Source organism: Amycolatopsis sp. NBC_00345 (genome assembly GCF_036116635.1).
Taxonomy (GTDB): domain Bacteria; phylum Actinomycetota; class Actinomycetes; order Mycobacteriales; family Pseudonocardiaceae; genus Amycolatopsis.
This window is the reverse complement of the sequence record NZ_CP107995.1, coordinates 3,138,499-3,155,666: the sequence shown is the minus strand read 5'-3', so window position 1 is coordinate 3,155,666 and position 17,168 is coordinate 3,138,499. Positions and strand designations below refer to the sequence as shown.

Below are 17,168 nucleotides of genomic sequence, written 5' to 3'. Positions count from 1 at the left end.
TGATCACGAATGGGCCGATCCTCTAAGGGAAAGTACAGCGTTCGCGCTCCTACGATCCAACGGCGAAGTCCGGTCGATCCTGCGGTCTGAAGGATGGTGGCGCGTCGTCATGACGAGTGAAGCCAGCAAGGTGCCATCGGCAGCCGGCGAGCCCGCCGGCCGGCTTTCCGCTTCGCCGCAAGCACTCCGTGAACTGCTGGCTGCCGGGACCCGGGAGGAGGCCGTCCGCACGCTCGTCGGCATCGTCTCCCGGCACGCGGCCACGGCGCTGGGGGCCGATCCGTCCGAGACCGCCGATCCGCGACGCCGCTTCGCCGACCTGGGTCTCAGCTCCCTGTCCGCGGTCGAACTGCACCGGAGGCTGCGTGCCGAACTCGGTTTTTCGCTGCCACTGACCGATGTCTACGACCATCCCACCGCGCTCGGCCTCGCCGAAAGCCTGGCGGACAGGATCGTGGGCGAGGAAGCGGCAACGCCGCCTGCGCCCGCCGATCGGCCGCACACCGACGATCCGGTGGTGATCGTCGGTACCGCGTGCCGTCTTCCGGGCGGGATCACCGCGCCCGAACAGCTGTGGCAGGCGCTGCTCGAGGGCCGGGACCTGATCGGGCCGTTCCCCGAGGACCGGGGCTGGGACGTCGAAGGCGCGTACGACCCCGATCCGGACCGTACCGGGCGGACGTATGCGCGCTCGGGCGGTTTCCTCGACGGCGCCGCCGAATTCGACGCCGAGTTCTTCGGCATCTCCCCGCGCGAGGCCCAGGCGATGGACCCGCAGCAGCGGCAGCTGCTGGAAGTCGCCTGGGAGGTACTGGAACGCGCGGGGATCGACCCGCTGTCGGTGCGGGGGAGCTCCACCGGGGTGTTCATCGGCGCGGAGAACCACGAATACGGGCCCGGGCTGCAGGACGCCCGCGACGGCGCGGAAGGCCACCTGATCACCGGGACCGCCGGCAGTATCGCGTCCGGCCGGATCGCCTACGAACTGGGCCTGCACGGCCCCGCGCTGACGATCGACACCGCCTGCTCCGCGTCGCTGGTGGCGCTGCACGTCGCCGCCCAGTCGCTGCGCGCGGGCGAGTGCGACCAGGCGATCGTGGGCGGCGTCGCGATCATGGCCACCCCCGGCTCCTTCATGGCGTTCAGCCGGGTGCGGGGCCTCGCCCGCGACGGGCGCTGCAAGGCGTTCGGCGCGGACGCGGACGGCACCGGCTGGAGCGAAGGCGTCGGCATGCTGCTGGCCGAACGCCTTTCCACGGCTCGCGAACGCGGGCACAACGTGCTGGCGGTGCTCCGGGGCTCCGCGGTGAACTCCGACGGCGCCAGCGCCGGGCTGACCGCTCCCAACGGGGTCGCCCAGCAGCGGGTCATCCGGCAGGCACTGGCGGACGCCGGGCTCGGCCCGGACGGGGTGGACGCGGTCGAGGCCCACGGCACCGGCACCGCGCTCGGCGACCCGATCGAGGGCGCCGCCCTGCAGGCCGTTTACGGCCCCGGGCGGGCCGACGGCCGGCCGCTGCTGCTCGGGTCCGTCAAGTCGAACCTCGGCCACACCCAGGCCGCGGCCGGCGTCGTCGGGGTGATCAAGATGATCGCCGCCATGGGCGCCGGCGTGCTGCCCCGGACCCTCCACGCGGAACCGGCCACCCCGCACCTGGAGTGGGCCGGCGGCGGCGTCGAACTGCTGACCCGGCAGCAGGAGTGGCCGGATCGCGGCGAGCCGCGGCGCTGCGCGGTGTCGTCGTTCGGGTTCAGCGGGACCAATGCCCACGTGGTGCTCGAACAGGCCCCCGCGATCGAAGCGGCCCCCGAAGAACCGGTCGAGCCCGGCGTCCGGCTGCCGCTCGTGGTGTCCGCCCGCGGCCAGGAGGCGTTGCGGGCGCAGGCCGCCCGGCTGCGGGAAGTGCTGGCGTCGGACGCCGCCCCGCTCGATGTGGCGTTCTCCGCCGCCACCACTCGCGCGGCGTTGCAGTACCGCGCCGCGGTCACCGGTGAGGACCGCGAGGAGCTGCTCGCCGGCCTCGACGCGCTGGCCGAGGGCGAGCCCCGGCCGAACCTCGCGACAGGAACCGTCCAGCATGGACGGCTCGCGTTCGTTTTTCCCGGCCAGGGCGCGCAGAAGCCCGCCATGGGCCGGGAGCTGCACGCCCGGTTCCCGGCGTTCGCGCGGGCTTTCGACGCCGCGTGCGCCGAAGTGGACCTGTACCTGGACCGTCCACTCAGGTCCGTGCTGTTCGCCGAGCCCGGTTCGGCCGACGCCGGGCTGCTGGTCCAGACCGCCTACACCCAGCCCGCCCTGTTCGTGTTCCAGGTCGCGCTGTTCCGGCTGCTCGAATCCTGGGGACTGCGCCCGGACGTGGTGACCGGTCATTCGATCGGCGAGGTCGCCGCCGCGCACGTCGCCGGGATCTGGTCGCTTCCGGACGCCGCCGCCTTCGCCGCGCACCGCGGGCGGCTCCTGCAAGCGCTCCCCGAGGGCGGCGCGATGGTCGCCGTGCGCGCGACCGAAGAACGAGTCCTGGACCTGCTGTCCGGGCGCTCGGGCGCGGTGGGCGTCGCCGCGGTCAACGGCCCCGAGGCGGTGGTCCTGTCCGGACCGGAGGCCGCCGTGCTGGCGCTGGCCGCGGACCTGGCCGGCGAGGGAATCAAGTGCACGCCGCTGAAGGTGAGTCACGCGTTCCACTCCCCGCTGATGGAACCCGCGCTGGACGGGCTCCGCTGGGTCGCCGACGTGCTCGCCTACCGGGAGCCGAAACTGCCGGTCGTCTCCACCGTGACCGGCGCGCTGATCACCGCGGAGGAGTTCGGCACGCCGGAGTACTGGGTCCGCCAGGTCTGCGAGCCCGTGCGGTTCGCCGACGCGGTCTCCGCACTGCGGGACGAGGGCGTCACCTCGGTCCTCGAACTCGGTTCCGGCGCCGTGCTTTCCGGGCTGGTGGCGGAGGTGCTCGGAGCGGAAGACACGTTCGCGGCACCGGCCGTGCGCAGTGCACCGGACGGCAGCGGACCGGACGAGGCCTCGTCGCTCGTCGCGACCCTGGCCGCCCTGCACACGCGGGGGGCCGGGCCGGACTGGTCGCGGTTCTTCGCCGGGCGCGGCGCGCGGCGCGTCGACCTGCCGACGTACGCCTTCCAGCACCGGCGGTTCTGGCTCGACCGCGCCGGCGTCCCCGCCGGGTCCACTGTGGACCACCCGATCCTGGAGTCGGTGTTCGAGCTGGCCGGGACCGGCGAGGCCGTCTTCACCGGCCGGGTCTCCCGCCACACCCACCCCTGGCTCGGCGACCACCGGATCCTGGGCCGGGTGCTGGTGCCGGGCACCGCGCTGCTGGAGCTGGCCGTCCGCGCCGGCGACGAGGTCGGCTGCGAGCGCGTGTCCGAGCTGGTGCTGGAGGCACCGCTGGTGCTCGGCGAACGCGACGCGGTCCGGCTGCAGGTCGCGGTCGGCGCGCCGGACGCCGACGGCTTCCGGTCGGTCACCATCCACGCGAAAGAAGACAACGCCGATCACGGCTGGACCCGGCACGCGATCGGCATGCTCGCGCCGGGCCCGCGGGCGTTCGAGTTCGAGGACGTCTGGCCCCCGGCCGGGGCCACCGCGGTGGATCTGGACGGCTGCTACGACCGGCTCGAGACGGCCGGTTTCGAGTACGGGCCCGCCTTCCACGGCCTGTCGGCGGTCTGGCGCCGGGGTGACGAGGTCTTCGCCGAGGTCGGCCTGCCCGAGTCCGCCGGTTCCGGTGCCTTCGGCCTGCACCCCGCGCTGCTGGACGCCGCCCTGCACGCGCCGGCCCTGGTCGGCCCGCACCGTTCCGAGCAGACGACGGTGCCGTTCTCCTGGGGCGAGGTCGTCCTCCACGCCACGGACGCCGTCGCGCTGCGTGTCCGGATCAGCGCCGGTGACGGCGACTCGGTGCAGATCCTCGCCACCGACCCCGACGGCGCGCCGGTGTTCTCCGCGGAGTCACTGGTCCTGCGGTCACCGGTGTTCGCGCCCGGCGACGCCGGCGAGAACCTGGACCGGCTCTGGCGGCTGGACTGGATTCCGCTGGCCGTCGACGCGGACGCGCAGGACTGCTTCACGGTGCTCGGCCCCGACCCCGAAGACCTGGCCAACGGCCTGCGCGAGTCCGCGAACTCCGTCGAGGGCCACCCGAGGCTGTGCGCGGAGGCCGCGGACGGCGCCGGGCTCCTCGTCCTGCCGGTCGACGCCAGCGCCGGCGTCCGCGCGGCGCTCGCCGGCACGCTGGACACCGCCCGGGACTGGCTGGCCGACGACCGGTTCTCCGGCACACGGCTGGCCGTGGTTACCCGCGGGGCCGTCTCCGCCGCCGGTGAGCCGGTCACGGATCCCGCCGCCGCTGCGGTGTGGGGCCTCATCAGGTCCGCCCAGGCCGAGAACCCGGGCCGCTTCGTCCTGATCGACCTCGACGCCGAAACCCCCGTGGACGACTCCGCCGCGGTGATCGCGGGCCTGCTCGCGTCGGACGAGCCGCAGGCCGTGATCCGCGCGGGCGCGGTCCGGGTCGCCCGGCTGGCGCGGCTCGCCGACGCGCCGGACGCGGGCCTGCTGCCGCCCGCCGGTGCGGCACCGTGGCGGCTGGACAGCGTTCGCCGGGGCAGCCTGGACGAGCTGACGCTGGCGCCGTTTCCCGCGGCCGCGGCGCCGCTGACCGGCCGCGAGGTGCGCCTGCGGGTCACCGCCGCCGGCGTCAACTTCCGTGACGTGCTCAACGCACTGGGCATGTACCCGGGCGAAGCCGGGCCGCTCGGCGCCGAAGCGGCGGGCGTGGTCGTGGAGACCGGGCCGGACGCCCGTGACCTCCGCCCTGGCGACCGGGTCATGGGCATGATCGACGGCGCCTTCGGCCCGGCCGCCGTGGTCGACGAGCGCTTCCTGGCCCGGGTTCCGGCGGACTGGTCCGAGACCGAGGCCGCGTCCGTGCCCCTGGTCTTCTTGACCGCCTGCTACGCGCTGAGGGACCTGGCCGATCTCCGGCCGGGGCAGTCGGTCCTGGTGCACGCCGGCGCGGGCGGGGTCGGCATGGCCGCGATCCAGCTGGCGAAGCACCTCGGCGCCGAGGTCTTCGCGACGGCGAGTGAAGGCAAGTGGGACACCCTCCGGTCACTCGGGATCGCCGAGGACCACCTCGCCTCTTCCCGGACGACCGGGTTCGCGGACCGCTTCCTCGAGGTCACCGGCGGCCGTGGCGTCGACGTCGTGCTGAACTCGCTGGCGGGCGAGTTCGTAGACGCGTCCCTGCGGGCACTGGCGCCGGGCGGGGTGTTCCTTGAGATGGGCAAGACCGACATCCGGGACGCCGCGGCGCTGCCGGGGCTCCGTTACCGGGCCTTCGACCTGGCCGAGGCCGGACCGGACCGGATCCAGGAGATGCTGGCCGCGCTGCTGGACCGGTTCGACGACGGCTCGCTGACGCCGCTGCCGGTGCGGGCCTGGGACGTCCGCCGCGCGCGCGACGCGTTCCGGTTCATGAGCCAGGCCAAGCACATCGGCAAGATCGTGCTGACCATGCCGAAGGCGTGGAACCCCTGCGGCACGGTCCTGATCACCGGCGGCACCGGCGGGCTCGGCGGGCTCCTCGCGCGGCACCTGGTGACCGAGCGGAACGTCCGGCACCTGGTGCTGGCCGGCCGGAGCGGCCCGGCCGCGGCGGGGGCCGCCGAGCTCGTCCGTGAGCTCGGCGAGCTGGGCGCCGACGTGACGGTCCGGGCCTGCGACGTGTCCGACCGGGCCGAAGCCGGGGCACTGCTGTCCGCCATCCCCGCCGGGCATCCGCTGACCGCTGTCGTGCACGCCGCGGGCGTGGTGGACGACGGTGTGCTCGACTCGATCACCGGCGAAAGCCTCGACACCGTTCTGCGGCCGAAACTCGACGCTGCCTGGCACCTGCACGAGCTCACCGCGGGCCTGGACCTCGCCGCGTTCGTGCTGTTCTCGTCGGTCGCGGGCCTGCTCGGCAGCGCCGGCCAGGGCAACTACGCGGCGGCGAACGCCGGGCTGGACGCGCTCGCGCACCACCGCCGCGACCGCGGGCTGCCAGCCACCGCGCTGGCCTGGAGCGCCTGGGCCCCGGGCCGCGGGATGACCGCCGCCCTCACCGACGCGGACCTCGCCCGGATGGCCAGGGAAGGCCTGCCCGCGCTGACGGCCGAACGCGCACTCGCGCTGTTCGACCTCGCCTCGGCCTCGGCCGACCCGGTCCTCGTACCGGCCACTGTGGACATTCGCGCACTGCGCGGCCGGGAGCCGGTGCCGCACGTCTTCCGCGGCCTCGTGCGAGCGACGGTGCGCCGCTCGGTCGCGTCGGGCGGCGCCGGCGAGGCCGGGCTGGCCGAGCGGCTGCGCGGGTTGTCCGGCGAGGACCGCCGGCGGGCTCTCGTCACCCTGGTCCAGACCGAGGCCGCGGCGGTGCTCGGCCACGGCTCCGCGAGCGAGGTCGAGGCCGGACGTGCCTTCCAGGAAATCGGCTTCGACTCGCTGACCTCGGTGGAACTGCGGAACCGCCTCACCGCGCTGACCGGCCTGCGGCTCGCGCCCACCGCGGTGTTCAGCCACCCGACGCCGCTGGCGCTCGCCGCGCACCTGCTCGGCGAGCTGGGTGAAGCACCTGTCGAAACGGCGAAGCCGGTCCCGGTGGCGGTGGCCGACGGGGACCCGATCGTCGTGGTCGGGATGAGCTGCCGTTACCCGGGCGGGGTGCGTTCGCCGGAGGACCTGTGGGAGGTCCTGGTTTCCGGACGGGACGTCATCGGCGCCTTCCCCGAAGATCGCGGCTGGGATCTGGACGGCCTCTACGATCCCGATGGGCTCCGGCCCGGTACCTCGACGACGCGTTCGGGCGGTTTCCTGGAGGAGGCGGCGGAGTTCGACGCGGAGTTCTTCCGGATGAGCCCGCGGGAGGCGCAGGCCGCCGACCCGCAGCAGCGGATCTTGCTCGAAGTCTCCTGGGAGGCCTTCGAAGCCGCGGGCATCGCGCCGGACTCGTTGTCCGGTTCGCCGACCGGGGTGTTCATCGGTGCGTCGAGCAGTGACTACGCGACCCTGCTGTCGGAGAGCAATCGCGCCGAAGGCTTTGTCCTCACCGGGAACACCGGGAGCGTGATGTCGGGCCGGATCTCCTACACGTTCGGTCTCGAAGGCCCCTCGATGACCGTGGACACCGCGTGTTCCTCGTCGCTGGTCGCGCTGCATTCGGCCGTGCAGTCGCTGCGGGCGGGGGAGTGCTCGCTCGCGCTGGTCGGCGGAGTCGCGGTCCTCTCCGAGCCTTCGCTGTTCGTGGAGTTCAGCAAACAGGGCGGCCTGGCCTCCGACGGCCGGTGCAAGTCGTTCTCGGAGAACGCGGATGGCACGAGCTGGGCCGAGGGCGCGGGAATGCTGGTGCTGGAACGGCTTTCCGAAGCCCGTCGCAGCGGTCACCGGGTCCTGGCCACGGTGCGAGGCAGCGCCGTGAACTCGGATGGCACGTCGAACGGGCTGACCGCGCCGAACGGTTCCTCTCAGCAACGCGTGATCCGTGCGGCGCTCGACTCGGCCGGTCTGTCCACATCGGACGTCGATGTGGTCGAGGCGCACGGTACCGGCACCGCCCTGGGTGACCCGATCGAGGCGCAGGCGCTGCTGGCGACCTACGGCCAGGACCGCGAGCGTCCACTGTGGCTGGGTTCGGTCAAGTCGAACCTCGGCCACACCCAGGCCGCCGCGGGCGTGGCCGGGGTGATCAAGATGATCCTCGCGATGCGTCACGCGACGATGCCGCAGACCCTGCACGTCGGCACGCCGTCGTCCCGGGTGGACTGGACCGCCGGCGAGGTGTCCCTGCTGACGGAGCGGATGCCGTGGCCCGAGGCGGACCGCCTGCGCCGGGCGGGGGTGTCCTCGTTCGGGCTCAGCGGCACCAACGCCCACGTGATCATCGAGCAGGCCCCGGAGCCGCCGCGACGGGCCGAGCCCGGCTCGGGTGTGGTGCCGTGGGCGCTCTCGGCACGGTCGGAAACGGCGCTGGCGGAGCAGATCCAGCGGCTCCGGACGTTCGCGGAGCGGAACTCCGACCTCCCGGCCGCCGACGTCGGCGGCGCGCTGGTGACCGGCCGCGCCCTGTTCGAGCACCGGGCCGTGCTGGTGACCGGGGGCGAAGGCGAGGTCTCCCTGATCACCGGCCGGGCCGGCGACCGGTCGCTCGCCGTGGTGTTCTCCGGGCAGGGCAGCCAGCGGCTGGGTATGGGCCGTGGGCTTTACGAGCGGTATCCGGTTTTCGCGAACGCGATCGACGAGGTGTTCGCCGAGTTCGACGTCCGGTTGGACGGATCGTTGCGTGACGTCATGTGGGGCGATGACGCGGAGGCGCTGGACCGGACTGGTTGGGCGCAGCCGGCGTTGTTCGCGGTTGAGGTGGCACTGTTCCGGTTGGCGCGGTCGTGGGGGGTCGAGCCGGGTTTTGTGGCGGGGCATTCGATCGGTGAGGTGACGGCCGCTCATGTGGCGGGTGTTTTCTCTTTGCCGGACGCGTGTGTGCTGGTTGCCGCGCGTGCTCGGTTGATGGAGGCGTTGCCCGCTGGTGGCGCGATGGCGTCGGTGGAGGCGAGTGAGGACGAGGTCGCTGCGCTGCTTGAGGGCGACGTGGCGATCGCTGCGGTGAATGGTCCGGCGTCGGTGGTGGTGTCGGGAGCGGTTGACGCGGTTGAGCGGATTGTCGCGGTTTTTTCGGCGCAGGGAAGGAAAACGAAGCGGCTCACGGTGTCGCACGCGTTCCATTCGCCGTTGATGGATCCGATGCTGGACGAGTTCCGTCAGGCGATCGAGGGCATCACGTTTGCCGAGCCGCGAGTCCCGGTGGTCTCCAACCTGACCGGCAGGGTGGCCACGGACGAGTTGTGCTCGCCGGGTTATTGGGTTCGTCATGTCCGGGAAGCGGTGCGGTTCGCCGACGGCGTCCGCACGCTGGTCGCCGAAGGGGCCGACACGATCCTCGAACTCGGCCCGAGCGGTGTGCTCACGGCCATGGCCATGGAAACGCTCGGCGCCGAGCCGGACTCCCGGCGGGTGACGGTGCTCGCGGCGCTGCGCAGGGACCGCGGCGAGGAAGCCTCGTGGGTGACCGCGCTGGCCGGCCTGCACGTCGTCGGCGTACGGGTCGACTGGATGCCGTTGTTCCCGGACACGGTCACGAGCGTCGAACTGCCGACCTATCCGTTCAAGCGCGAGCGGCACTGGCCGACGGTCCAGGCGGTCGTCCCGGTGGACGCCGGCGCGGTCGGCCTCTCGCCGGTGGACCATCCGCTGCTCGACGGTTTCGTCACGCTGGCCGATCACGGCGGTGTGGTCTTCACGAGCCGGATTTCGCTGCGCACGCACCCCTGGCTCGCCGGCTACGTCGTCCAGGACCGGGTTCTCCTGCCCGGCACGGCTTTCGCGGAGATCGCGATCCGGGCGGGCGACGAGGTCGGCTGCGCGCAGGTGGCGGAGCTGACCCTGGTCGCGCCGCTCGTCCTGCCCGCCCAGGGCGCGGTCCAGGTCCTGGTGTCGGTGGGGCAGCCGGATCCGACCGGCCACCGCGCCATCCAGATCCACTCCCGGCCGGACGGCCGGCCCGACGCCTCGTGGACGCAGCACGCGACCGGCAGCCTCGCCGTCGCCGGCGGGCCGGTCGCGCCCGGCGACGAGGCCTGGCCACCGGCAGGTGCGGAGCCGATCGACGTCGCCGCCGGTTATGCGGAGCTGGCCGGGCTCGGCCTGGGCTACGGGCCGGCGTTCCAGTGCCTGCGGGCGGCCTGGCACCGGGATGGCGAGCTGTTCGCGGAGGCCGAGCTGCCCGCGGACCTCCTCGACGAGGCGGGTGGGTTCGGGCTGCACCCGGCCCTCTTCGACGCCGCGCTGCACGCGCTGTCGATCCGGCGGCCCGGCAGCCCGGCGATCCCGTTCTCCTGGGCGGGTCTGTCGCTGCACGCCACCGGGGCTTCCGCGGTGCGGGTGCGGCTGGCACCGTCCGGTGAAGACACGGTGGCGATCACGATCACCGACGCGGCCGGCGGCCTCGTCGCCACGGTCGAATCACTGGTTTCCCGCGAACCGGCCGAGAACGCCGCCGTCGAAGCGGCGACCGGCCGCGGCGGCCTGTACGAGCTGACGTGGAGTGCGCTGACGAGCGCGGCTTCCGGTCCGGGGACGGCGGCCGTGCTGGGCCCGGACCCCCTCGGTCTCGCCTCGGCCCTGCGCTCCTGCGGGGCTCGGGTGGAGGCCGTCCCGGGTCCGGCGTCGGTGCCGGACCCGCTGCCGGACCTGGTGGTGCTCGGCGTCGCCGGCGACGTGGCCGAACCGGCCGGCCGCGGACTGGTGCTGGACACCCTTTCCGCGCTCCAGGACTGGCTGGCCGAGGACCGGTTCACCGCCGCCCGGCTGGTCGTGGTCACCCGCGGCGCGGTTTCCGTGGGCGGCGAGCCGATCGCGGACCCGGCGGCGGCCGCGGCGCGCGGTCTGGTCCGGACGGCCCAGGCGGAGAATCCGGGCCGGTTCGTCCTGGTCGACCTCGACGCTGCGGCGCCCGTGGCCGATTCGGTGGCGCCGCTGGCCGGGGTGCTCGCCTCGGACGAGCCGGAAGCGGCGGCTCGCGGTGGCGCGGCCCGGGTCGCGCGGCTGGCGCGGCTGGCCGACGGGGCCGGCCGGCCGCGGGCGTGGAACCCGGCGGGCACGGTCCTGATCACCGGGGGAACGGGCGGGCTGGGCGGAATCCTCGCGCGGCACCTGGTGGCCGAGCACGGCGTGCGCGAGCTCCTGCTCGCCGGCCGGCGCGGCCTGGCCGCGCCGGGCGCGGCGGAACTCGTGGCCGAGCTCAGCGGGCTGGGCGCCCGGGTTTCGGTCGTCGCCTGCGATGTCGCCGACCGGGCGGCGGTGGCGGACCTGCTGGCCGCGGTGCCCGCCGAGCACCCGCTGACCGCGGTGATCCATGCCGCCGGCGTCGTCGACGACCGCATGACGGCTTCGCTCACGCCGGGCAGCGTGGACAAGGTCTTCGCCCCGAAGCTGGCTGCCGCGTGGCATCTGCACGAGCTCACCACCGGCCACGACCTCGCCGCGTTTGTGATGTTCTCTTCGATCGTCGGGGTACTCGGCAGCGCCGGCCAGGGCAACTACGCGGCGGCCAACGCCGGGATCGACGCCCTCGCCTGCCGTCGCCGCGATCTGGGGCTGCCCGCCACGGCCTTGGCGTGGAGCGCGTGGGCGCCGGAGCGCGGGATGACCGCCGCGCTGGGCGAAGCGGACCTGACCCGGATGGCCAGGGAAGGCACTCCGGTCCTGAGCGTGGCGACCGGCCTCGCGTTGTTCGACGCCGCGCTCGGTTCTACCTCGCCGGTCATCGTCCCGGCCGAGCTCGACTTCCGGGCCCTGCGGGACCACGGCCTGGTGCCGCACGTGTTCCGGGGGCTGCTGCGGGCGCCGGTGCGCCGGGTACCGGTCGCCGGAACCGGCTCGACCTCCCTGGCGCGGAGCCTTCGCGAGCTGCCCGGACCGGACCGGCGCGAGGCACTGCTCGACTTGGTGCGGACCGCCGCGGCGGCCGTGCTGGGACACGGGGACGCCGGCGCGGTCGAGGCGGGCCGCGCGTTCAAGGACTTCGGCTTCGACTCGCTGACCTCGGTGGAGCTGAGCAACCGGCTGGCGGCGGCGACCGGGCTGAAACTCGGGTCCACCATGATCTTCAGCCACCCGACCCCGCTCGCGCTCGCCTCGCACCTCTCGGCGGAACTGTCCGGCGAAGGCCCCAACCGGATGGCGGCGCCCGGCTCGCCCGCGGTGGCCGGCGGGGACCCGATCGTCGTCGTCGGGATGAGCTGCCGTTACCCGGGCGGGGTGCGCTCGCCCGAAGACCTGTGGGAGCTGGTGTCCACCGGGGGCGACGCCATCGCCGGATTCCCGTCGGACCGCGGCTGGGACCTCGAAGGCCTTTACGATCCCGACGGCCTCCGGCCCGGTACCTCGACGACGCGTTCGGGCGGTTTCCTTGACGGGGCGGCGGGCTTCGACGCGGAGTTCTTCCGGATGAGCCCGCGGGAGGCCCACGCCGCCGACCCGCAGCAGCGGATCCTGCTGGAGGTCTCCTGGGAGGCCTTCGAAGCCGCCGGCATCGCCCCGGGATCACTCACCGGAAGCTCGACGGGGGTGTTCGTCGGCGGATCGAACAGCGACTACGCGACCTTGCTGTCGGAGGCCAACCGCGCTGAAGGCTTTGTCATGACCGGGAACACCGGCAGCGTGATGTCGGGCCGGATCTCCTACACGTTCGGTCTCGAAGGCCCGTCGATGACCGTGGACACCGCGTGTTCCTCGTCGCTGGTCGCACTGCACACGGCGGCGCAGTCGCTGCGGGCGGGGGAGTGCTCACTCGCCCTCGCCGGCGGGGTCACGGTCGTGCCGGAGCCTTCGCTGTTCGTGGAGTTCAGCAAGCAGGGCGGGCTGGCCGCGGACGGCCGGTGCAAGTCGTTCTCGGAGAACGCGGATGGCACGAGCTGGGCCGAGGGCGCCGGAATGCTCGTGCTGGAACGGCTTTCCGACGCGCGCCGCAACGGTCATCGGGTCCTGGCCACGGTGCGGGGCAGTGCCGTGAACTCGGATGGCACGTCGAACGGGCTGACCGCGCCGAACGGGTCTTCGCAGCAACGCGTCATCCGGGCCGCGCTCGACTCGGCCGGTCTGGTGCCGTCCGATGTGGACGTGGTCGAGGCGCACGGGACCGGCACCGAGCTGGGTGATCCGATCGAGGCCGAGGCGCTGCTGGCGACCTACGGCCAGGACCGGGAAACCCCGCTGTGGCTGGGTTCGATCAAGTCGAACGTCGGCCACACCCAGGCCGCCGCCGGCGTGGCCGGGGTGATCAAGATGATCCTGGCGATGCGCCACGGCGAACTGCCGCCGACGCTGCACGCCGATCCGCCCTCGTCCCGGGTGGACTGGTCGGCGGGTTCGGTCGAGCTGCTCTCGGACCGGGTGGCCTGGGAAAGCGCCGGCCCGCGCCGGGCCGGCATCTCCGCGTTCGGGATCAGCGGCACCAACGCCCACGTGATCATCGAATCCCCGCCCGCCGCCGTGCTGTCCAACGCCGTGCTGTCCGACGCTGAGCCGTCCAACGCCGTGCCGTCCGCGGTCGTGCCGTGGCTGGTGTCGGCGAAGACCGAGACCGCGCTGGAGGACCAGCTCGGCCGGATCCGTTCCTTCGCGCGGAAGAACCCCGCTCTGCCCGCTGAGCATATCGGCTTCTCGCTCGTGTCCGGACGTTCGCTGTTCGAGCACCGGGCGGCGCTGCTCCCGTCCGGCGGAGCGATCCACGAAGTGGCCAGGGGGCACGCCACCGCGGCCCCGCTCGCGATGCTGTTCACCGGTCAGGGCTCCCAGCGCCTGGGGACGGGCCGGGAGCTCTACACCCGCTTCCCGGCGTTCACCGCGGCTTTCGACGCCGTGGCCGAACACCTCGACGCGGGCCTCGACCGCCCGCTGCGGGACGTGCTGTGGGGCGACGACCAGGATCTGCTGAACGAGACCGGCTGGGCCCAACCGGCGCTGTTCGCGATCGAGGTCGCGCTGTTCCGGCTCATGGAGTCCTGGGGGGTCGTGCCCGGTTTCGTCGCCGGTCATTCGGTCGGCGAGATCGCCGCCGCGCAGGTCGCCGGAGTGCTGTCGGTGCGCGATGCCGGCGCACTGGTGCTGGCGCGCGGGCGGCTGATGCAGGCGCTGCCGCCCGGTGGGGCGATGGTTTCGGTGCAGGCGGGCGAAGCCGAGGTCCGGCCGCTGCTGACGGCGGACGTGTCCATCGCCGCGGTCAACGGGCCCGGCGCGGTTGTCGTCTCCGGAGAAGAGCAGGCGGTCTCCGCCCTGGCGGCCGTGTTCTCCGCCCAGGGCCGGAGAACCAAGCGGCTGCCGGTCTCCCATGCCTTCCACTCGCCGCTGATGCGGCCGATGCTCGACGACTTCCGGGCCGTGGTCGAAACCCTGGAGTTCCACCCGCCGCGGATCGCGTTCGTGTCGACGGTGACCGGTGCGCTCGCCGGCGAAGAAGTCCTGTGCTCGCCGGACTACTGGGTCACGCACGTCAGCGCGGCCGTGCGGTTCGCCGACGGGATCGCCGCCCTGACCGAGGCGGGTGCGGGCGGCTTCCTCGAACTGGGCCCGGACGGCGTGCTGTCGGCCATGGCCCGGCCGGCGCTTCCCAACGGCGTGGTGGTGATCCCGGCGCTGCGCAAGGACCGCGGCGAGGAGTCCTCGATCGTCACCGCGCTGAGCGGGCTGCACGTCTCGGGCGTCCCGGTGGACTGGGCCGGGTTCTTCGCCGCGACCGGTGCCGACCGGATCGACCTGCCGACCTACGCCTTCCAGCACCGGCGGTTCTGGCCGGACCACCCGCCGGGCGGCGACCGCGCCGGGGACGCCGCTTCGGTCGGCCTCACGCCGGTGCGGCACCCGCTGCTCGACGGTTTCGTCGCGCTGGCCGGAGACGCCGGGGTGGTGTTCACCAGCCGGCTCTCGGCCCGTTCGCACCCGTGGCTGGCCGACCACGTCGTGCTGGGCCGGATCCTGTTGCCCGGCACGGCTTTCGCCGAGCTGGCGCTGCGCGCGGGGGACGAGACCGGCTGCGCGCGGATCGAAGAGCTGACGCTGGCCGCCCCGCTCGTCGTGGCGGACCGGGGCGCGGTCCAGGTGCGGGTTTCGGTCGGCGCCCCGGGCGAAACCGGCCGCCGCGCGATCGAGATCCACTCCCGCCCCGACGGTGAGCCCGATGCGTCCTGGGTTCAGCACGCGTCGGGCAGCCTGGTCCCGGAAATCCCCACACCCGCCGCAGACGACTCTGTCTGGCCGCCTGCGGACGCGGAACCGGTCGCGGTGGACGGCTGCTACGAAGCGTTCCTCGACGCCGGCTTCGACTACGGCCCGGCCTTCCGCGGACTGCGCGCCGCGTGGCGTCGCGGGGACGAGCTGTTCGCCGAAGTGGCCCTGCCTGAGCCGGTCCGCGATAGTGCGGGCGCGTTCGGCCTGCACCCGGCCCTGCTCGACGCCGCGCTGCATCCGCTGTTCTTCGAAAGCACCGAGGACACCGACCACACGGGAGTCGTCCCGTTCTCGTGGGAGGGCGTCTCGCTGCACGCCACGGGCGCCTCGTCGGTGCGCGTGCGGCTGGCGGCCACCGGCCCGAGGACCGTGTCGATCACGATCTCCGACCCCACGGGGGCGCCGGTCGCTTCGGTCGGCTCGCTCGTTTCCCGGGCCCTGTCGAGGGAACAGGTCCGCGAACCGGGCAGCGACACCCTGTACGGACTCGACTGGTCCCCGGTCGCGACCGGGGACCCGGCCGAGCCGGGTGCGCTCGCGGTCCTGGGCGCCGGCCTCCGCGACCTGGAGGCATCCGGCGTGCCCGTGACCCGGTACGCCGCGCTCGCCGACCTGCCCGACGAGGTGCCGGACGTGGTCCTCTTCGGCGTCGGTGGTTCCGGAACCGATCCGGTGCGCAGCACGCACGAGCTCACCGCGAGCACCCTCGCGCTGCTCCAGGACTGGCTCGGCCAGGAGCGTTTCGCGCGGTCCCGGCTGGTGTTCGTCACCCGTGGCGCGACGACCGGTGAGGACCTCGCGGCGGCGTCGGTGTGGGGCCTGGTGCGCGCCGCGCAGTCGGAGCACCCGGGCCGGTTCGCCTTGGTGGACCTCGACACGCCCGAGGCGGCCGCGCTCGCCGGCGCGGTGCGCTCGGAAGAGCCGGAGCTGACCGTCCGCGGGGCCGAGGTTTCGGCCGCCCGCCTCGTCCGCAGAACGGCCGCACCACGGGCCTTCAGCGGCTGGACCGCCGACGGCACGGTCCTGATCACCGGCGGCACCGGCGGCCTGGGCCGGATCCTGGCCCGGCACCTGGTGACGAGCCACGGCGTGCGCCGCCTGGTACTGGCCAGCCGGTCCGGCGTGGCGGCCCCCGGTGCCGGGGAGCTGGTCACCGAACTGGCCGGGCTGGGCGCCGACGTCTCGGTGGCGGCCTGCGACATCGCCGACCTCGATGCGGTACGCGGTCTGCTGGCCGCCATCCCCGCGGCGCACCCGCTCACCGCGGTGGTGCACACCGCCGGAGTCCTCGACGACGGTGTGCTCGACAGCCTCACCCCGGAGCGGGTGGACGCCGTGCTGCGGCCCAAGGCCGACGCCGCCTGGAACCTCCACGAAGCCACCGCGGACCTCGGGCCGGCCGCGTTCGTGCTGTTCTCCTCGATCGCCGGGGTGATGGGCAGCCCCGGGCAGGGCAGCTACGCCGCGGCGAACACCTTCCTCGACGCACTGGCCCGGCAGCGCCGGAGCCAGGGCCTGCCCGCGGTGTCGCTCGCGTGGGGCCCATGGACGCAGGAAACGGGGATGACCTCGACGCTGTCGGACGCCGACATCGCCCGGATGGCCCGTGACGGGATCGCGCCGCTGTCCGTGCCGCACGGGCTGGCGCTGTTCGACGCCGCCCTCGCCGCCGAAGACCCGCTGGTCGTGGCTGCCGGTCTCGACACCGCGGCGCTGCGTGCGCGCCGCGAGGTACCGCCGCTCCTTCGGGCGCTGGTGCCGACCGTTCGTCGTGAGGTGGCGCGGACGGCGGCTCCGGCCGAGGCGGGCACCGTCGCCCAGCGGGTCGCCGCGCTGCACGGCGACGAGCGGGCGAAGTTCCTCCTGGACCTGGTCCGGACCGAGGTGGCCGCGGTGCTCGGCCACGCGGCCCCGGCCGCGATCGGGGCCGGCCGGGACTTCCGCGAGCTGGGCTTCGACTCGCTGACCTCGGTCGAGCTGCGCAACCAGCTCAACTCCGCGACGGGGCTGCGGCTGCCGGCGACCCTCGTCTTCGACTACCCGACCCCCGCGGCGGTGGCGGGCTTCCTCTCGGCCCGGCTCCCGGACGAGGGCGGCCGTCCGGCCGGTTCGGCGCTCGAGGAGCTCGACCGGCTCGAGGCAGCGCTGGAATCCGATCCCAGCGAGCACGAAACGGTCGCGCGGCGGCTCGGCGAGCTCGTCGAGCGGCTGCGGCGGCCGGCGCCGTCCGCGGACGCGAAACCCAAGGAGGCCAAGGAAGACATCGAATCGGCCTCGCTCGACCAGCTGTTCGGAATCATCGACGAGGAGTTCAGCCGGGGCTGACGACCGGCCG

Annotated in this window: 1 protein-coding gene; it reads left to right on the top strand. The window is 73.9% G+C overall.

Annotation, left to right across the window (positions count from 1 at the left end):
* Window positions 1-109: 109 nt before the first annotated feature.
* Window positions 110-17,158: an SDR family NAD(P)-dependent oxidoreductase gene (locus OG943_RS13960; RefSeq protein WP_328610177.1), complete on the top strand. Its 17,049-nt coding sequence runs from the start codon at window positions 110-112 to the stop codon at window positions 17,156-17,158.
* Window positions 17,159-17,168: the final 10 nt, after the last annotated feature.

Coding starts and splice junctions, on each gene's coding strand:
- OG943_RS13960 (WP_328610177.1), top strand. CDS start 110: ATGACGAGTGAAGCCAGCAAGGTGCCATCGGCAGCCGGCGAGCCCGCC.